We start from the raw sequence: 18,032 nt of genomic DNA on the forward strand, positions 1-18,032 counted from the left end.
ATAATATCCCTATCGTATTCGCACGTTTATTCAAATTTAAAAGAAAGGAGAACAAAATGAAAAAGGTTCTACTTACAATTCCTATACTAATCATCCTACTTAGTGGATGCAGCAATAACGATATATACGGTTCTTGGGAAGTCGTTGACAATAAAAAAGGTGAATGCCCTGTATATTATAAATTTGAAACAGTTGTCAAAAAAGAAAATAAAGAGGAAATTGTGCAAAATTTAGTAGAAATGCAAACAACAAAGAATAAAGACGATTTATATAAAGGCTCATTTGTCAAAAATTCTAATGTATATCACATTGATTATGGTAATTCATTTACATCGGACCAAACTTTAAAAGTTGCCGACGGTACACTAAATGTATACTTTTTGACAGCCGAAAAATTATGCACATATAAAAAGAAATGATTACATTTCAGAGGAGACGCAGAAAATATTTTCTGCGTTATTTCACTTTAGAAATCGTCCGCAAAAATAGCCCTTGTTTTCGTATTCTTTTTCATTTAAAGCATGAGAAATATACTTAATAGAAACTAGAAAACACCTTAAGTTATATAAAATGAATCATATAATACACATTTCAATTAACATATCTACGCTATTTACATCGATACTTTTCAAAATAGGCTAATCCTCCCTCTAAATTTGTCAATCGTTTTAATTTTCATAAAAAAATGATAAAATGTAAACATGTGTTTTCAGAATAATTAAAAACGAAGAATGAAAGCACTGTTTTTAGGAGGGGTTTTGATGACTTACAAGTTAGCAACTAGAATGAAAGCATTCCAATCTTCTATATTTAGTGAATTAGGAGCCTATAAAAAAGAAAAAATTGCAGCAGGTCATAACATGATTGATTTGAGCATCGGAAATCCTGATATGCCGCCCGCTGATTTTGTAAGAGAAACAATGGTACATACAGCGAGTGAGAAAGAGAGCTACGGGTATACATTATCAGGTATTCAAGAATTTCACGAAGCTGTAACTGAATATTACAACAACACTCATAACGTTTTATTAAATGCGGATAAAGAAGTTTTATTATTAATGGGTTCACAAGACGGGCTCGTTCATTTACCTATGGTTTATGCAAATCCAGGTGATATTATATTAGTTCCTGATCCAGGATATACAGCTTATGAAACAGGTATTCAAATGGCTGGTGCAACATCTTACTACATGCCTTTAAAGAAAGAGAATGGTTTCTTACCAGACTTAGAAGTCATCCCTGAAGAAATTGCCGATCAAGCGAAGATGATGATTTTAAACTCCCCAGGGAATCCCGTTCCAGCAATGGCTCATGAAGATTTCTTTAAAGAAGTAATCGCATTCGCGAAAAAGCATAATATTATCGTTGTCCATGATTTTGCTTATGCTGAATTTTATTTCGATGGTAATAAGCCAATTAGCTTCCTCTCTGTACCTGGTGCTAAAGAAGTTGGTGTAGAAATCAATTCTTTGTCAAAAAGTTATAGTTTAGCAGGTAGCCGTATTGGATATATGATTGGAAACGAAGAAATTGTTCGTGCACTTACTCAATTTAAATCTAATACCGATTACGGTGTATTTTTACCAATTCAAAAAGCGGCATCTGCAGCACTAAGAAATGGCGCTGCATTTTGTGAGAAAAACCGCAATATTTATCAAGAACGGAGAGATACTTTAGTCGATGGATTCCGAACATTTGGCTGGAATGTCGATAAGCCAGCTGGTAGTATGTTTGTCTGGGCAGAAATTCCACAAGGATGGACTTCTCTAGACTTCGCTTATGCATTAATGGATCGTGCGAATGTCGTTGTTACACCTGGTCATGCATTTGGACCTCACGGAGAAGGCTTCGTACGTATTGCACTCGTTCAAGATAAAGAAGTGTTGCAACAAGTTGTTGAAAACATTAGAAATAGCGGCATTTTCGCCCTTGAAAAAGTAGATGAATTAGTTAAAAATTAGTTCCCACTCCCCTGCTTAACTTTAGCAGGGGTATTATTAATTGGAGGTACTTTCATATGCATATTAAAGACACGCTTCCCCATCGTTATCCATTTTTAATGATTGATAAAGTAACAAATGTAAAACAAGGTGAATCCGTTACAGGATATAAACTCATTACAAATAACGAATGGTTTATAAATGATAGTCAAAAACATATGCCTCATATGTTAATTGTAGAAGCACTTGCTCAGCTTAGTGCATTTGTACATACAAGTGATTTTGAAGGACTAGGATTCCTCTCCTCTTTAGATGGAGTTGAATTCCATGGAAAAGCATGTCCCGGTGATAAACTTGATTTACATTATGAGCTAACGCGCAATCGCCGAGGTTTTGTTCTTGGTAAAGGTATTGCAACTGTAAACGACCAGCCTATTGTAACTATAGAAAAACTATTAATATATCAAGCAAATTAAAGTGTTCCTTATATCAGTTGGAAATATCTATTCTCAACCAATTAAGTAAATAGGAAAACATATTACGTAGTTAGGAGTAGGAAAATGGAACGTACTATCGGTATCGATGCTGGAGGCACATTAACGAAAATAGCTTATTTTAACGAAAAAAAGCTATTAACTTTTGAAAAATTTTATTCGCATGAACAACATAAAATAATAGATTGGATTAAAAACAACAATGGCATAAAACAAATATGTATTACGGGTGGTAAATCGAAACTATTACAGCATCTGCTTACAGGTTCATATAAAATAATAGAGCTAAACGAATTTGAAGCTACTCTTGCAGGTGTCCAATACATATTAAAAGAAGAAAAACATGCTATACGCAATTTTATTTTAACCAATATCGGTACAGGTACTTCTATCCATTACGTTTATAATCAACAATATATTCGCGCTGGTGGAACCGGAGTTGGTGGTGGGACTATTATGGGACTTTCAAAATTGTTAACAAGTATAGATCATTTTGAAGATGTAATCCCTCTAACAAAAGTAGGATCTAGAAAAGAACTAGATATTACGGTTGGAGATATTTATGGTGGTATTCTTTCCCCTATCGATAATAACTTAACTGCTAGTAACTTCGGAAAAGCAGCCATTACAGAATCAAATAATAGTAGCTCCGATATACTAGCTACTGTACAAGGACTTGTTGGTGAAGTCGTTACTGCATTAAGCCTTCAATTCGCTGAAACAAAAAACATTGAACATATTATTTATATTGGTTCGACTTTATGTAATAACGTACAACTTCAACATATTATTAGTAGCTACACCGAATATCAAAATAAAACACCAATCTTTTTACAAGATGGTGGTAATAGCGGTGCAATTGGTGCATTACTTCATGCTACGAAATAAAAAGCTGACTTTTGTCAGCTTTTTAGAAATGGCACTTCAAATTCAATAATTGATTCCCCGTTCTCTCCAATTCGCTCCACGCTTATTCTATCAATCACACAATTTAACTTCCCATGAAAACTAGGAATCTCCTTCACTACTTCAGCAGCTAATTCGGCACTTTCTTTTCTTCCGACTGTTACATGCGGGATGTACGGAATGTCTTCTTTCAAAAATTGTAATAAAGGTCCTGTATATAGAATATTATGTAGTTCCTCTATTTGTTCTTTCCCCTTTTCAACTCGTAAAAACAAATATTCTCTTTCACTTGTAATTTGATTCGTAAATTCAATTTCTATATTCTGTATCGGTTTTGATACATTTATAATATGTAATTTCAGCTCATCATTTGAAATCGAACTTTCAAATGGGAATACAATTGTAATATGCGGTGAAATTAATCCAAATAAAGGATCATGTTTTTGCCTAATGTCCTCGATTTCGCTAATGAACATGTTGTTTAGAAAAAGTAAAATTGTACGCATTTTTATCCTCTCAACTTTTCCTCATTATAATATGTATCATATTCTATGACAGCCTGCCCTTCAACAACTTGTTTTGCTTACCTGTAAAAATAAAAAAACTTCTCAAATGAGAAGTTTTCATATAGCATGATTATTATTTTCCCGCCAAACTTTTCTAAACTTATACTTTGAACTGTTCCACCACCGGGTAAATGATTAACAATTACAACCACATCTGAATTATTACCAACGTATGTCCCAGTATATTTCTTAAAATCATCTGACCTAACATCATATATATCTTTTATTCTTTCTCCGTTAGAACAAGCCGCAATGAATAAAAAAATTGTTAGCATAACGATCATGTTATGATGCATATATTTCATTTAGCATCCCCCATTTTTATCGATATTTCGTTAATTACAATATTTACTTTCAAATCCCTTTTTAAATATACGCATTTTAATCAAAATTAAAAATTTTCATTTTTTATGTTTACAATTATCCATTAATTGTATATACTTACTAACGTAAGAAAAAAATTCTAAAAGGAGGTCGAAGGAAATGATGAAATTACAATTACATGCATTAACTTTAGCGTTAACTGCACCTGTGTTTTCTGGACAATTAAATATGAATTCGACCACCCTAATGGAGAATTGAAAATCGTACTTTATTTCATTTAATTCATAAATTCGCCACAGGAGGTCGTATACTTTCCTGTGGCTTTTTCACGCCCAGCCATAGGAGAACTGTATCTTCCTGTGGTTTTTTTGCGCGATTTTTTAGTCTCTTACATTATTTTTCTAAGAAAGGAGCAACATTCAATGACTATTAGCGTATTGTTTTTAAGTATTACGATTCAAAGAAATACAATTTCTAAAGATGAAATTCTTCATAATGAGCAAATTGAAAAAGCTATGAATGATGTTAAGGAGCGCCAAGCACTTTACTGTGATCACCTGTAATTCCTTTTCGAAAGGAGGAATTCATTTATGACTTTTCATATTTTCTTTTTTACGACTGTACTTCAAAAACATACTTTATCTGAAACTGAAATCAATCGTAAACAACAGTTAAAACAACTGACTGATAAAATAACTGACATTAAAAGTTCATACTACACTCAAATGTATTAAAAATATATTTTAAAGGGGTAATATATTCATGAAATTTAAAGCATTCTTTTTAACAATCACCATTCAAAAACGTAAGCTTTCACAGAAAGAGATTTTACGTGAACAACACATTCAAAACATTATGGACGAAGTAAAAGAGCGCCAATCTTCTTATTACACTCGTCTTTTCTAAATCACTTATAAAGGGGTAATTATTTTATGAAATTTAAAGTATTCTTTTTAACCATTACCATTCAAAAAAATAAATTTTCCGAGTCTGAAATGCTTCATGAGCGACAAATTAATCAGGCTATGGATTCTGTAAAAGAAAGACAAAGTCATTACTGTAGTCACCTGTAATTTCTTATTACACTCGTTTTTTCTAAATCACTTATAAAGGGGCAATTATTTTATGAAATTTAAAGTATTCTTTTTAACCATTACCATTCAAAAAAATAAATTTTCTGAGTCTGAAATGCTTCATGAACGTCAAATTAATCAGGCTATGAATTCTGTAAAAGAAAGACAAAGTCATTACTGTAGTCATCTGTAATTCCAATTCGAAAGGAGGAATTCACATATGAAGTTTCACCTTTTCTTTTTAACGATTACGATTCAAAAAGAAACAATATCTCAAAATGAATTAAAACAAGAAAGACAATATAAACAAGTTATTAATGAAATTCGAGATCGTAGAAGCAAATACTACACTCACCTTTAATCGTTTAACTATATGGAATTGAAAGGAGTCGATTATGATGTTGATAGCACGCTGTAAGGAAATGATTTGGATAGTTCAGAGGGATTCCACATAATTTTATAGAGCTTATACCACACAAGTTTATCACTGAATTTGATGTATAAAAAATATATAATAAAATCAAATCAACCCGCTTTTAATTATTTATTTATAAACAAAAGATACACCACTTAAAAAGCGGTGTATCTCCCTCAGTTTTTACTATTTTCGGTTACTTCTCTTCGTCTTAAACAATCTCACTAAGTTCGAAACAACTGTTTTTGTTACTGCATAAACTGGTACTGCTAAAATCATTCCGATAATTCCCGCAAAGTTACCTACCCCTAAAATTAAAATAATAATTGTTAGTGGATGAATATTTAATTTCGAGCTCATAATACGTGGTGAAATAATATTACTTTCAAACTGTTGTACAATTGTTACGATAATAATTACGTATAAGGCTTGCATCGGAGATACGAACAGTCCTACAATAACAGCTGGTGCTGCCCCGATAAATGGACCTAAGTTAGGAATGATGTTTGTAAATGCTGCGATAATTCCTAAAACGAAAGCGTACGGTAAATCAATAATTAAATAACCGATAAAAGTAAACGCACCTACAAATATACAAACGAGCGCTTGCCCTTGAATATATGCAGATAATGTTTCGTTCGTTTCCTTAATGATACGAAGCCCCTCTTCACGGTAAGATTCTGGTAATAAACTTACCGCTTTTCCTGGAAAGGCATGTCCATCTTTAAACATGTAAAATAAAATGAACGGTACAGTAAATACAACTAATGCAACGTTCGTGATAATACCAAATAAAGCCGTTGCACTCGACGTAATTGTATTTGGTATATCTTTTAAGTATTCAATCGCATTTTTTTCAATTGTTTCAATGGAAACGTAGTTTTGTGTAGATAACCATTCAAACAACCTATGATGTGATAATTCTTGTATGTATACTTTTCCCTCTTTTATGTAGCCTGGCATATTTTTTACTAAGTCCATTAGCTGTTGTGAAATCGTAGGAACAACTACTCCAACGCCAACCGCAGTTAATGTTATGATAAAAAGATATAACAGCAATATCGCTAAATTTCTAGGTACTTTTTTATTCTCCAAAAAGATTAATACAGGATTAAATATGAAGTATAAAAAAAGCGCGATTAAGATTGGGAAAAATAATGTTGATATGAAGATACCAATCGGTTGAAATAAAAATGATATTTTTGTGCAAATAAATATGATTCCTACAACCATTAGCACTTCTAATGTCCAAAAGTGCACTTTTGATTTCAAAAAAATGGCCTCCTTTAAACTAGCACTTCTCTTCATTGTACCAAAATAAGTATGAATTTCACATAATATTTTCCTTTACAATATTCCAAAATACCAATAAATACACTACAATGAGATTACATACAAATTTGCAGGTAAAGGTGATAAAAATGACACAATGCATCATTTGCAGAAAAGATACGAAAGAACTTAGTGAACAATATGTCATTCCAGAAATATTATGTGGATATTATTTCACAAACTCAATTTGTGATACTTGTCATGAACAAATGACAACAAATATTGATCGTCCTTTAATTAGGCATAAATTGAGTCAATTTAAGATTGAACAAATGAAAAGACAAATTGATTCCCCACTCTATACGAATGAGCACGGTGAGGAACTTGCGGCTGCTGAGACTGATGTTGTCGAAGTAAGCGACGAAATTCTTTATTCTAATGCATTAATTATGAAACTATGTAAAAAGCACGATATTTCCTTACATAATGAAATTTGGAAAGAGGAACGTGTAACGAAAGTAGCGAGTTCTATTCAACGTGAATTGCTATTAGATAACCGTAAATATAAAATGAGTATATTAAAAATGGCTTATACATTCGCTGTACAAACAGTTGATGGCTACTTTGAAAATCAAGATGCGATTGATATCTCTACCATTCTCTCAAATGCAGATTTCGTGGAACTAAAAGAAAAAAGCATTGTACGTGATTTAAGCAAAAGTTCTTTATGGAATACGCTAAATACAAGTAGTGAAAATCATTACTTTATTTTACTTAGCGATAAAGACGGTCTGTTTTGCTTCATTCGCTTGTTTGACATCTTTGATGTTGTCGTTCATTTATCAGAAAAAAGATTTGACCTTCCATCACCCATTGTCGGTGTAAATAATGTGAATACACAGAAATTTTATGTCCAAAGTTTAAAACAGTATATGGATGGGCTGTTCAAAGAAAAAGCACCTACTATATAATAGATACCAGAACATACGGTCTCCTTTCTTGATGAAAAGACACTGTGTTATAATGAGTATGAAAAGAACAATACAATCACATAAACCAATTATAAATTGTATATAAATAAAAAAGACTAGTGTGCGGCTACACACTAGTCCACGTAACTTAGCAGATTGGATTGTTCATTTATCCTATTTGTTTCTTACAAACAAAACAACCCACATTCTATAGGCATAGGTGGGTTGTTATTTTTTGAGCTTGTCTATTAAAAGGACGACGAACGTTAACAATGCAACGAGAAACAGTCCACCCTGCAGTAGCAACGCTATTTCACTCACGTATTATCACCCCCCTCCTACTCGGAGAAGTGATAATTGAACAACCAACCGCACCTTAAGTTACCCTTTGATTTTACCATATTTTCTAATAATTTACGATGAAAACCCGCAAGCGAATAACTTGCGGATTTTTTATACCCTATTAACAGGCAGTAAACAAAATGAAGCAATAAATAAGTGAAACTTTATTTCTAACTATTTTTTTAATGCATATGCATCAGCAATCATTTCACCAACAATTTTATTTTCTTCTTTCTTCTTGTCTTTCAATAATGGGAATAACAATTCTGCCACTTCATACGCTTCTTCTAAATGCGGATATCCTGAGAAAACAAACGTATCAATTCCTAACGATTCATATTCTTTTATCCTTTCTGCTACTGTATGCGGATCGCCTACAAGTGCAGTACCTGCCCCACCTCTTACAAGTCCGATTCCAGCCCATAAATTAGGGCTTATCTCTAACGACTCTCTCGTACCTTTATTTAAATGTGTCATCCGTTTTTGACCAACCGAATCATATCTTGCAAATGTCTTTTGAGCAAGCTCAATTGTTTCATTATCCACATATTGAATTAAACGTTCGGCCTCTTCCCATGCTTCTTCTTCTGTCTCTCTTACAATTACGTGTAATCTAATGCCAAATCGGACTGTACGCCCTTTCTCTTCTGCAAGTTTTCTTACTTCTTCTACTTTTTCTTTCACTTGCTCTGGCGGCTCTCCCCACGTTAAATATACATCACTATGTTGAGCTGCTACTTCTTTTCCAGCAGCTGATGATCCTCCGAAATATATAGGAGGATATGGCGTTTGAACTGGTGGGAATACAACTTTACTATCTGTAACTTTAATATGTTTTCCTTCTAAAGAGATCGTTTCACCTTGCAATGTCGATTTCCAAACTTTTAAAAATTCATCCGCTGCTTCATACCTTTCATCATGATCAAGATATAATCCATCTCCTTGTAGTTCAACTGGATCTCCTCCAGCTACTACATTAATAAGTAGTCTCCCATCTGAAATTCTATCAAATGTAGATGCCATCCTCGCTGCAACTGTAGGTGACATTAGTCCTGGTCTCACTGCTACTAAAAATTTTAGTTTTTCTGTTTCAGCAGCAAGAGCTGAAGCTAACACCCAAGGGTCTTCACATCCTTGACCAGTTGGAAGTAAAACACCCGTATATCCTAAATAATCAGCTGCCGCAGCAACTTGCTTATAATAACCATATTCAGCTGCTCTTCCTCGTTTTGTCGTTCCTAAATATCGACCATCTCCATAAGCCGGAATAAACCATAATAATTCCATACCTTTACACACCCCTTATTTATTTTGAAACGTATATTAACAAATTCTATATAAATTACCCCTAATAATTTATATGTTAATTCCCAGTCTCACCTTTAAAATTATCTCGCCATCTTAAAAACTTCACTTCTAGTAAACGTACTAGAGAGTCAGAAAACTTCCCAACAAATGCAAAGATAATTATGCCGACAAATACGATATCTGTATTTGAAAATTGCCTTGCATCCATAATCATATAGCCAATACCTTCTGTAGATCCCATAAGTTCTGCTACTACTAAACTCACCCATGCAACACCTAACGATAACCTTGCTCCTAGTAAAAGGTTAGGCAATGCAGATGGTAAAATGAGTTTCGTAATTAGTTTTCTTTTGCTAAACTCTAACACTCTCGCAACATCAAATAACTTTGAATCCACACCTCTAATACCTAAAAATGCGTTTACGTATAAAGGAAAAAATGCACCATCTGCAATTAATAACACTTTCGATGTTTCACCAAAACCGAACCATAATACGAAAAGTGGCGCAACAGCTAGATGAGGTACAGTTCTTAACATTTGCACAGATGGATCTAAATATTGCTCACTTCTCGTTGAAAATCCAACAATCGTTCCTAAAATGATTCCTAAGCCCCCACCAATAAAGAAACCAGCCGCAGCCCTGAATACACTAATACTTAAATGGCCGAATAACTCTCCTGTTTTAATAAGCTCTTGGAAAGCTAGAAAAATATCTAATGGTGTTGGTAAAACTGTTTTAGAAACAAGACCGAATACGCCAGCTAACTGCCAAATTATTAATATAATAACCGGTATAGTAATCGCCCTTACTAAAACTTTTACATTTAACTTTCGCACATTCTTAACGCTGTTTTTCTCAATCGTTATACTCGCTGGTTTAATAACAGCTTTCGTATTTTCCACTTTACAAAACCTCTTTTCACTTCGCTTTCAATGCTTTTTCTACGAAAGAATTATCTACAACTTTTTCCGCCTTAATTTCTTTCTTTATAGAACCGAGCTTATATTGAAAATCCGCTGTCTTTTGTTGTTCTGCTATTATTTCCTTCGTTACCGGAACTAAAATTGGTTTGTCGTGATTAAACACTTCTTTTACGATCTCTGCATCTATCTTTTTTACAGAAGTGTATACTTTTATTGCTTCATCTAAGTTAGCATCTTGCCATACACGTGCTTTCTCATAAACTTTGAGGAATTTCTCAACTAATTCTGGATGTTCTTTCGCAAATTTTGTTCTCGTAATTAAAAATTCTGGTGAAGAGACATTTAATGTTTCACCGTCTGCAATCACCTTCGCACCTTTATTTAACGTATGTAATGATATGAAAGGGTCCCAAATCGCCCATGCATCTACTGATCCTGATTCGAATGCAGGCTGCGCTTCATCTGGTTGTAATTGAATGACATTTACCTCTTTTGCATCAATCCCTTCTTTATCAAGTGCTCGATACAATAAATTAAAGGCACTACTTCCTTTTGCTACTGCAATTTTTTTACCTTTTAACTCTTTTACACTCGCAATCTTGCTATCTTTTTGAACGAGAATTCCAGTTCCTTTTCTTGCATAACTTGTATTGGCGATTTCGGTAAATCCAATACCTGCTGCTTGCGCTGAAATGACTGGAGAATTCCCTACTTCACCAAAGTCTAATCGGTTTGATGCGATTGCTTCAAAATAAGGAGGTCCACTTTGGAACTCTGTCCATTTCACTTTAACTCCTTCTTTTTTAAACTCCTCTTCAAACCACCCCTTTTTCTTTGCTAGTAATAGCGGGCTTAACCCTTGCTGTATACCAATTTGTATTGTTACATCTTCTTTCTTACTACTTGCTGTACTTTTTTCACATCCTAATAAACATACTGATATAGCTAAAGCAAAAGAAAGAATTTTAAATTTTTTATACATATAAAATCACCCTTTTCCTATATACTTGTTTGAATCAACCCTCCATATTCAAACTGCTGTAATACTTTCGTTCGAAGTTGTTGGAACGATTGAGAAGTTTTATTTCGCGGATAAGGCAAATTATTTTCAATCACTTTATGTATTTTCCCTGGTTTTGCACTCATAATGATGATTCGGTTTGAAAGATATATCGCTTCGTCTATATCATGTGTAACGAATATCATTGTTGTTTTCTTCTGCTCCCAAATATTTAGCAATACTTCTTGTAAATGACTTCGAGTAAAAGCATCCAGCGCTCCAAAAGGTTCATCAAGTAATAATACATTTGGATCTCTTAATAACGCTCTCGCTATCGCAACACGTTGTGACATCCCGCCTGAAATTTCTTTCGGATACGATTTTTCAAAGCCATCTAACCGAACGATTTCAACCCATTCTCTCACCTTATCTTTCACATACTTATCTTTTAACGACAAATCAGCTGCAATATTTTCTTCCACTGTTAGCCATGGAAACAATCGATGTTCTTGAAATATAAATCCTTGCTTCTTACTCGGTTTTGTTATACGCTCCCCGTCAATAATGATTTCACCTTCAAAATCGCTGTCTAAACCTGCAATAATTTTTAATAGTGTACTTTTTCCGCAACCACTCGGACCAATTACTGTAACAAAATCCCCTTTCTCTAATTGAAAATTAATATTCTCTAGCACTTGAACCGTACCAGTTTGTTTCAAAAAATATTTTGATACCCCATCAATTGAAACAGTCATTTCTTCCCCTCCTTAAAATGATTCATATAAATGAACAGATTCAGTATTTGTGCAATAAAAAAACCAAAGGCATTTTATCTGTTGATAAAATGCCTTTGGTTTCTCCAATCAGCAATACGTTATGGAATTAAGTACATATTATACAAATATTTCCGATAAGTCAACTGGGTTTTATTAAAACATACATATGATTTGTTTGAATATTTTACTTTTGTTTATTTAAACGATATCGTTTACTTACTATTTTTTCTGATCTTTAATCCACTGTAACCAATAAGAAAACTCACACGCTAAATGCATTTGATGGGATTTAATTAGACTATTAGGACAAAGGGCTGGGAACTCAACAACTAGACTTACTTCTATCCCTGTATCAGTATCTTTAAATTGATGTCGAACTCCACCAATAGTAGTACCATCTTTCATACGTGCAACACCTGTTGATTGGTATTGATAAGATTTATCTCTTGGTGTTTTCAATCCAGTTTCGTCACCAAAAACAATGAAAAATTGAACTGGAAACGGAGAATTACCAGTAGTTTCGATAACCTCTAATTCATTTTCCTCAAAGGGCCTTAGTACATAGTGATCAGGACAAGCAGATAAATTCACTTTGTTATTTTCACGTGATTGTTCAAGCATCAAACTATCAATTCCATGTATGGCTTCTTCTGCTGTAATCCCATCTAAATAAATACTAGTTTTTGAAAATTTTCGTCTATCGCCAGATAAAAGAGTACAGATACGCATACCTATTGCACTTAATCTAAGTTTTGATTTCAACTTTTCGTACATTTCATTGTATGTATATCGCAACTTTATTTCCGTTAGCTGTTTTATCATGACGTCTGTATCATTTATTTCAGGCTCTTTATGTCCTAATATATATAATACTTTTTTTATCCGTTCTCTTTTCCATTTTATAAGTTGCTCTTGTGAGATATTATTTCCATCGATTATAATCTTCATATACTCTCTCCTTCCTTTTGATTGTATCGTAGTGTAGTTAATACTAAATTAACCATTTCTTGTTTTGTATCTAGATTCAACTTTACTTCTGAATGAGCAATACTGCTAAGACCGTATAAAATAAACCCAGAAACTAATAATGAGTTATCAGTATAAAAAATCCCTGTTTTCACTCCCTCTTCAATTACTTGTCTAATTAACGGTTGCATACGTGCGAATAATTTCTGTTCCAGTTGAAAATGTTGTTCCGTCTGAAACGAACTCACATTTTTATAGGGTGCTAACTTTTCAATAAATGTCCAAAATATATCTAGTGAATCTTTCATCTTTTGTATGACAGACCGTTCATTTGAAATAAGTATTTCTTCAATTAACTCCATATTTTTCACAATACAGTCATTTAAAACTTCATCAACAAAATTCTCTTTAGACTTGAAGTAATAATAAAATAACCCCGTTGCTACACCTGCATGATTCACAACATCTTTTATGCCAAATCCTTTCATACCATTTTTCATATATAATTCAAAACCAATATCCATTAACTCTTGGCGTCTTACATCTGGTTCTTTTGATATTCTTTTCATACGTCATCTCCTACAATGTTTTCACCACGACTGAATCTGATTCAATCATAAACCACTGAACTCGATTCAGTCAATATTATTTCATAAATTTAAAATCGATTTAATAACTAAGCGACGAAATTTCTACAAAAAAAGAGTAATCTCAAGAAATATGCTACTAACCTTAGATTTATCAAAAAAGTTAGATCATATAACTTGAGACCACTCATTTCCATTCAAAATATTTATGTAATTAAATTTTATTTCCTCCGCACCCTGGCTGTCTCCAAAACTATTGGTGGAAGCTCTTTTGGAATGATTTCTTTTAATACATAAAGAGCTTTCTTCACATAACCACCTTCGAAATTTCCTAATGGTTCTGGTAATTCATCCTCATCCAATATGAAGTATTCTCCATTTGGAAGTACCATAATATCGATGATTAAATCTTCAAAGGAAACCACTTCATCTTTTATTTGTGTGTTTTTTACGATATTAAAATAGGAACCTAAATACTTTCCTTTTATATCTCTCCATACGTATAAATTGTACGGACGATTTCTCCAGTAATATGCGATTGTATAACTACCTTTTGGGATTGTTAACTTAGTATCATTCGCAGTCATTGTAAATGAATACTGCACCTCGTGAAATAAAACGATACTTTGTGATTGCTTTTCAAGTAATAAGCAATTGTGATCTACTATTGTTGAGTTATACCGGATTTTTCTTTCTATAATTTCAATTTTCGATGTAAGTAACTTATTCATTATTTTGTTTCCCCTTATGCTAGTTCTATCCTCAATTATATCTATTTATGTAGTGATAAAGAAGTGTATAGTTTTTTATATAATGATTTATACAAGTACATAATAAAAACTCCTTCTTATTTAGAAAGAGTTTTTCACTATCCATGTTTCATATTTTTTCACTTCTAACGGAAACTCATTTGTTTTCATGCAACTAACAGTACTATTACTCATGTTTTAACTTTTCCTTAACCGCATCATAAAATTTTCGTTCTTCATCAACATTTAAGTAAACACGACTTACTGTTTTAGAAAAGCCGTATAACAACTGCGCTTTCACTGGCTCTTTTAATGTTATTTCAAAAGTAGCAGGTTCTTTTATGAACTCCATAACAGTTGCATCCAACACCTGTCTCCCTTCTTTTGCCGTTAGCAATTCACCCTTGTAGAACGCAATATTATCGATTTGTGTAAATGGCACAACAATTTTCTTTCCTAATCCGATTTGAATGATTACTTGTTCTTCTGTTACGACAAGTGGATTTTTGCGCATCGCTTGTATTTCAGCTATAAAATAAATCATCGCGTATACATTTAAAATAAGTAAAATCCATGCTATTACTGGATTCCACTGATGTAGTAAATAATGAAAACCAATGCTTTCAATTGCTGTTGCATGAATAATCATGATATACACACCTATAGCACCAGTCTTTTTATGATATGAGTATACAGATTTACCTGTTGGTACTTTTTCACGCCACGATAAAAACGCATAATAGATTAACTTACACTCTGTTAGAATGACATCTATTAACTTACCTCTTTTCATAGTAGCGTCAAACGCTGCATCAATTGCATAAGAAAAGGAATAATTTTCTCTTCTATATTCTTTATATTTTTTTATTATTTTAGGAAGCACTCTAACAATTTTATAGAGAAGGAATAATTCTAGACCTACAAATGCAATTTCAGCCGCAACAATAATATAAGAGATGAATGAAAAAGCTTGTAAATAATCACTTGGAATAATAAATCTTGCAAAAATATAACCAGCTATTACAACAGGAACTATATATGTTAACGAGTATCTTTTTCGAATAATGAAGAAATACATGATGATTGGAATGACAAACATGCGATCTAATAATGACCCAAGCACAACTTCTTTCGGCGCAACTGGTACAATTGGAAGGGCATACAATAAATAGTTTGATAGCATAATTAAAGAGACGAGTCCAATCCAAATACCTTTTCGCCTTCGTGATAGTGTAACCTTCATACGTTCACTCCTTTATTTAAAAACCTCATTTAAATGGTCTTTATAAAATGAAATGGCACGTTCAAATTCTTTTACTTCCTCTACTTTCACGACAGTTTCAAGTAATAATTTCATCGCTGATTCGTGATCGTTTACGTTATATTTTGCTAATGATAAAAATACTTTCATCGGAGCGTTCTCTGGAAATTTTTTCACCCCAGCTTCTAATACTGTAATTGCCTTTTCATATTCCCCTATACAACGATATGTACTTCCTAAACCAATATAAGCACCGCAAAGCGATTCGCCATCAAGTCCATTTGCGATTGCCTGCTCATAATATGGAACTGCTTCTGTTTCTAGCCCCATTACATCATGTATCCACGCACACTGATACAGTACTTCTGCATCCTTTGTAAAGTTTGTTAATCCTATAAGCATCTCTTTAGACTGCGCATATTTCTTTTCATTTCTAAGTTTAATAGCTTGCTTTAATAAATGTTCCATAGAATCCACTCCTCACCAATTATTCTGTGTATAGCTCTTGATTGGTATACGCTTCACATTCGTGTAAAAGTAAAATTCCCACCAATTAAAGTTTCGCTTACTTATTACTATGCGGATTCATTCTCATCTAAAAACTTAATTTTAAAAAGCAGTGACACGATTACATAATACCTCTAAGCTTTTGACAATTTCTTTCGCTGTTTCATCTTTCCCATTACACAACTTCCCTTTACCATTCTGTCCAATTACATAATGCACAGCCCCGCGCGAATATAAAGAATGTGGTGAATTCGCAATCATTACATTCGCCCTTGCTTCTTTCATTCTATTTTTTGCTCTTTCAAACAGTTCTTCTTCATTTAAATCACTTTCAAGTTTAAAACCAACAAGTACTGTTTCTGGGTCCCATTCTTTTATTTGTTTTAATACCTTTGGAGCCTTTTGAAAGTGAATAATCGGTGCTATATCACTTGAAATTTTTCCGTTCATATTAAGAACATTACCATCTTGATCACAAATTTTCTCTACAATCCAATCTGATCCAGCCGCTGCCATAATGACTGCATCAACCTTTTCATGTGATATGATACTTTTCATTTTATCTTGTAAATCAACGATTCCTTCAAATGGATGTAATTCTAACCCTCTATGTACATCACTCGGTTTCTCCGCAAAATAACCGTGTAAATATATAACATGTGCCCCTTTAGCTAGAAGTTCTTCTGCGATTATCCTTCCGATTGTACCTTTGGCCATATTCGTATGCCCGCGTACTTGATCCCATTTTTCTAGACAACCACCGCTCGTAATTAATACCTTTTTCCCCTTCATTGTAACCATCCCTTACTAATTTTTCTTACGAAACCATTCTGTTCCAAAGTCAACTATATCACGCTGTTTCATTAGACGACACGTTGCATTCCCTATCTTCCCATTTTTTACAGTTCCTTTTCGCTCAAACTCCACACCAATTTCTACAAACTTCTCAGATTCGTAATCCATTTCAACAAACTCTTTCCACACTCTTTCACCGTTTTCTATAATAGGTGCTCCTACTTGTATTAACTCACATGCACCAGAACGCACCTCGGATAAATGAACAGACGTATTGGAATCATATCCAACACCAATTAATAATACGTACCCGTCTAAATCATATATTTTTCTTAATGGAGATTCTTCTCCAAAGCTCATTGATAACGAATGGTTCATTGTTATTTCTACTGCATGTTTTCCCCATGCAGCAAAACTTCCTAACGGATGATTACTACGTACTACATTCGGATATGTACGAAAACATTCAACTATTTCACCCATTCCCCTTGTTGGGGTTATACGTGAATCAAATGCTGGGACGTTATCTCGGATAATTTGCCACCAGTCTTCCGGTACAGGTGGTCTTGACCAATGTTTCGGATCGGACAAATCCGAAGATTGCGTTGGCATTATTATCGTTCCTTCTTCCGTAACAACTTTCATTAATGCTTCTACTACAGCAACGGCACCACCAGATATCCACCCGATAGAACTTAGTGATGAATGAACGATAATTGTCATTCCTTTTTCGACTCCTAATGCTTTTAAATCTTTTGTTATTGTTTCGATTGTATTTGGAAATTGTGTACTTGCTACTATTTCATTCATTTTCATATTGGTTCCCCCACTAGCCACGTAAATTTAAACTTTTAT

Annotated in this window: 25 protein-coding genes and 1 pseudogene; 11 read left to right on the forward strand and 15 right to left on the reverse strand. The window is 33.4% G+C overall.

Annotated features, from left to right (window positions below; all coding sequences use genetic code 11):
- Nucleotides 1-56 precede the first annotated feature (56 nt).
- From ACS2QP_RS08065 to coaW, 4 genes are all read left to right on the forward strand, one after another.
- On the forward strand, nt 57-419 hold the full coding sequence (locus ACS2QP_RS08065; RefSeq protein ID WP_000757017.1) for a hypothetical protein: 363 nt from the start codon (nt 57-59) through the stop codon (nt 417-419).
- Between the two features lie 342 nt (nt 420-761).
- A complete protein-coding gene (locus tag ACS2QP_RS08070) occupies nt 762-1,961 on the forward strand; it encodes an LL-diaminopimelate aminotransferase (RefSeq protein ID WP_438882317.1) in 1,200 nt (399 codons plus the stop codon).
- Between the two features lie 56 nt (nt 1,962-2,017).
- A complete protein-coding gene (locus tag ACS2QP_RS08075; RefSeq protein ID WP_153582122.1) occupies nt 2,018-2,416 on the forward strand; it encodes a 3-hydroxyacyl-ACP dehydratase FabZ family protein in 399 nt (132 codons plus the stop codon).
- A gap of 84 nt (nt 2,417-2,500) precedes the next feature.
- Nucleotides 2,501-3,322, forward strand: coding sequence for a type II pantothenate kinase (coaW, locus tag ACS2QP_RS08080; protein WP_153582123.1), 822 nt, complete (start codon nt 2,501-2,503; stop codon nt 3,320-3,322).
- A 14-nt stretch (nt 3,323-3,336) separates the two neighbouring features.
- On the opposite strand, the gene ACS2QP_RS08085 is transcribed toward coaW, so the two are convergent.
- Together ACS2QP_RS08085 and ACS2QP_RS08090 are read right to left on the reverse strand one after the other, a co-directional pair.
- Nucleotides 3,337-3,846, reverse strand: a complete 510-nt coding sequence (locus tag ACS2QP_RS08085) for a 2'-5' RNA ligase family protein (protein WP_001259199.1) — start codon at nt 3,844-3,846, stop codon at nt 3,337-3,339.
- Between the two features lie 134 nt (nt 3,847-3,980).
- A pseudogene (locus ACS2QP_RS08090) lies at nt 3,981-4,211 on the reverse strand (DUF4825 domain-containing protein); the annotation flags it as partial.
- A 441-nt stretch (nt 4,212-4,652) separates the two neighbouring features.
- Between ACS2QP_RS08090 and ACS2QP_RS08095 the strand changes: the two are divergent.
- Genes ACS2QP_RS08095 through ACS2QP_RS08120 form a run of 6 tightly spaced genes read left to right on the forward strand, consistent with a single transcriptional unit; the run spans nt 4,653 to nt 5,664 of the window.
- Nucleotides 4,653-4,793: a YrzI family small protein gene (locus ACS2QP_RS08095; protein ID WP_000156193.1), complete on the forward strand. Its 141-nt coding sequence runs from the start codon at nt 4,653-4,655 to the stop codon at nt 4,791-4,793.
- A gap of 27 nt (nt 4,794-4,820) precedes the next feature.
- A complete protein-coding gene (locus ACS2QP_RS08100) occupies nt 4,821-4,964 on the forward strand; it encodes a YrzI family small protein (protein ID WP_000142712.1) in 144 nt (47 codons plus the stop codon).
- A gap of 28 nt (nt 4,965-4,992) precedes the next feature.
- Nucleotides 4,993-5,136, forward strand: coding sequence for a YrzI family small protein (locus ACS2QP_RS08105; RefSeq protein WP_000668963.1), 144 nt, complete (start codon nt 4,993-4,995; stop codon nt 5,134-5,136).
- Nucleotides 5,137-5,162: 26 nt separating this feature from the next.
- Entirely contained in the window at nt 5,163-5,303 is a 141-nt protein-coding gene (locus ACS2QP_RS08110) for a YrzI family small protein (RefSeq protein ID WP_000669805.1), read from the forward strand.
- Nucleotides 5,304-5,355: 52 nt separating this feature from the next.
- On the forward strand, nt 5,356-5,496 hold the full coding sequence (locus ACS2QP_RS08115; RefSeq protein WP_000669806.1) for a YrzI family small protein: 141 nt from the start codon (nt 5,356-5,358) through the stop codon (nt 5,494-5,496).
- A gap of 27 nt (nt 5,497-5,523) precedes the next feature.
- Complete coding sequence (locus ACS2QP_RS08120) at nt 5,524-5,664, forward strand: YrzI family small protein (protein ID WP_000668498.1); 141 nt, start codon at nt 5,524-5,526, stop codon at nt 5,662-5,664.
- A gap of 240 nt (nt 5,665-5,904) precedes the next feature.
- Here ACS2QP_RS08120 and ACS2QP_RS08125 read toward each other — a convergent pair whose 3' ends face one another.
- Nucleotides 5,905-6,990, reverse strand: a complete 1,086-nt coding sequence (locus tag ACS2QP_RS08125) for an AI-2E family transporter (RefSeq protein ID WP_000837892.1) — start codon at nt 6,988-6,990, stop codon at nt 5,905-5,907.
- A 149-nt stretch (nt 6,991-7,139) separates the two neighbouring features.
- Here ACS2QP_RS08125 and ACS2QP_RS08130 point away from each other — a divergent pair, with 149 nt between their 5' ends.
- The gene (locus ACS2QP_RS08130; protein WP_000189713.1) at nt 7,140-7,961 is read left to right on the forward strand and encodes an HNH endonuclease; all 822 of its coding nucleotides are present in this window, start codon (nt 7,140-7,142) and stop codon (nt 7,959-7,961) included.
- Between the two features lie 228 nt (nt 7,962-8,189).
- Here ACS2QP_RS08130 and ACS2QP_RS08135 read toward each other — a convergent pair whose 3' ends face one another.
- From ACS2QP_RS08135 to ACS2QP_RS08190, 12 genes are all read right to left on the reverse strand, one after another.
- Complete coding sequence (locus tag ACS2QP_RS08135; RefSeq protein WP_438882320.1) at nt 8,190-8,282, reverse strand: putative holin-like toxin; 93 nt, start codon at nt 8,280-8,282, stop codon at nt 8,190-8,192.
- Nucleotides 8,283-8,477: 195 nt separating this feature from the next.
- The gene (ssuD, locus tag ACS2QP_RS08140) at nt 8,478-9,590 is read right to left on the reverse strand and encodes an FMNH2-dependent alkanesulfonate monooxygenase (RefSeq protein WP_438882322.1); all 1,113 of its coding nucleotides are present in this window, start codon (nt 9,588-9,590) and stop codon (nt 8,478-8,480) included.
- Between the two features lie 76 nt (nt 9,591-9,666).
- A complete protein-coding gene (locus ACS2QP_RS08145) occupies nt 9,667-10,515 on the reverse strand; it encodes an ABC transporter permease (protein ID WP_061457358.1) in 849 nt (282 codons plus the stop codon).
- Nucleotides 10,516-10,531: 16 nt separating this feature from the next.
- The gene (locus ACS2QP_RS08150) at nt 10,532-11,518 is read right to left on the reverse strand and encodes an aliphatic sulfonate ABC transporter substrate-binding protein (protein ID WP_000276909.1); all 987 of its coding nucleotides are present in this window, start codon (nt 11,516-11,518) and stop codon (nt 10,532-10,534) included.
- A 17-nt stretch (nt 11,519-11,535) separates the two neighbouring features.
- Complete coding sequence (locus tag ACS2QP_RS08155; RefSeq protein WP_061457359.1) at nt 11,536-12,291, reverse strand: ABC transporter ATP-binding protein; 756 nt, start codon at nt 12,289-12,291, stop codon at nt 11,536-11,538.
- Between the two features lie 240 nt (nt 12,292-12,531).
- A complete protein-coding gene (locus ACS2QP_RS08160; RefSeq protein ID WP_061457360.1) occupies nt 12,532-13,260 on the reverse strand; it encodes a hypothetical protein in 729 nt (242 codons plus the stop codon).
- Nucleotides 13,257-13,847 (reverse strand): TetR/AcrR family transcriptional regulator, encoded by a 591-nt coding sequence (locus ACS2QP_RS08165; protein WP_061457361.1) that lies wholly within the window; start codon nt 13,845-13,847, stop codon nt 13,257-13,259. Before ACS2QP_RS08165 ends, ACS2QP_RS08160 begins: the two co-directional genes overlap by 4 nt.
- Nucleotides 13,848-14,086: 239 nt before the next feature.
- On the reverse strand, nt 14,087-14,596 hold the full coding sequence (locus ACS2QP_RS08170) for a DUF402 domain-containing protein (RefSeq protein WP_061457362.1): 510 nt from the start codon (nt 14,594-14,596) through the stop codon (nt 14,087-14,089).
- A gap of 205 nt (nt 14,597-14,801) precedes the next feature.
- Nucleotides 14,802-15,857, reverse strand: coding sequence for a hypothetical protein (locus tag ACS2QP_RS08175; protein WP_438882325.1), 1,056 nt, complete (start codon nt 15,855-15,857; stop codon nt 14,802-14,804).
- Nucleotides 15,858-15,869: 12 nt separating this feature from the next.
- Nucleotides 15,870-16,343, reverse strand: a complete 474-nt coding sequence (locus tag ACS2QP_RS08180) for a tetratricopeptide repeat protein (RefSeq protein ID WP_000400636.1) — start codon at nt 16,341-16,343, stop codon at nt 15,870-15,872.
- Between the two features lie 141 nt (nt 16,344-16,484).
- A complete protein-coding gene (locus tag ACS2QP_RS08185; protein ID WP_061457363.1) occupies nt 16,485-17,174 on the reverse strand; it encodes a phosphopantothenoylcysteine decarboxylase domain-containing protein in 690 nt (229 codons plus the stop codon).
- 15 nt (nt 17,175-17,189) lie between these two features.
- Nucleotides 17,190-17,993, reverse strand: coding sequence for an aminoglycoside N(3)-acetyltransferase (locus ACS2QP_RS08190; RefSeq protein ID WP_000783346.1), 804 nt, complete (start codon nt 17,991-17,993; stop codon nt 17,190-17,192).
- Nucleotides 17,994-18,032: the final 39 nt, after the last annotated feature.

The sequence above is a fragment of the Bacillus cereus group sp. Bce019 genome (genome assembly GCF_051781745.1).
GTDB classification, from domain to species: Bacteria; Bacillota; Bacilli; order Bacillales; family Bacillaceae_G; genus Bacillus_A; species Bacillus_A cereus.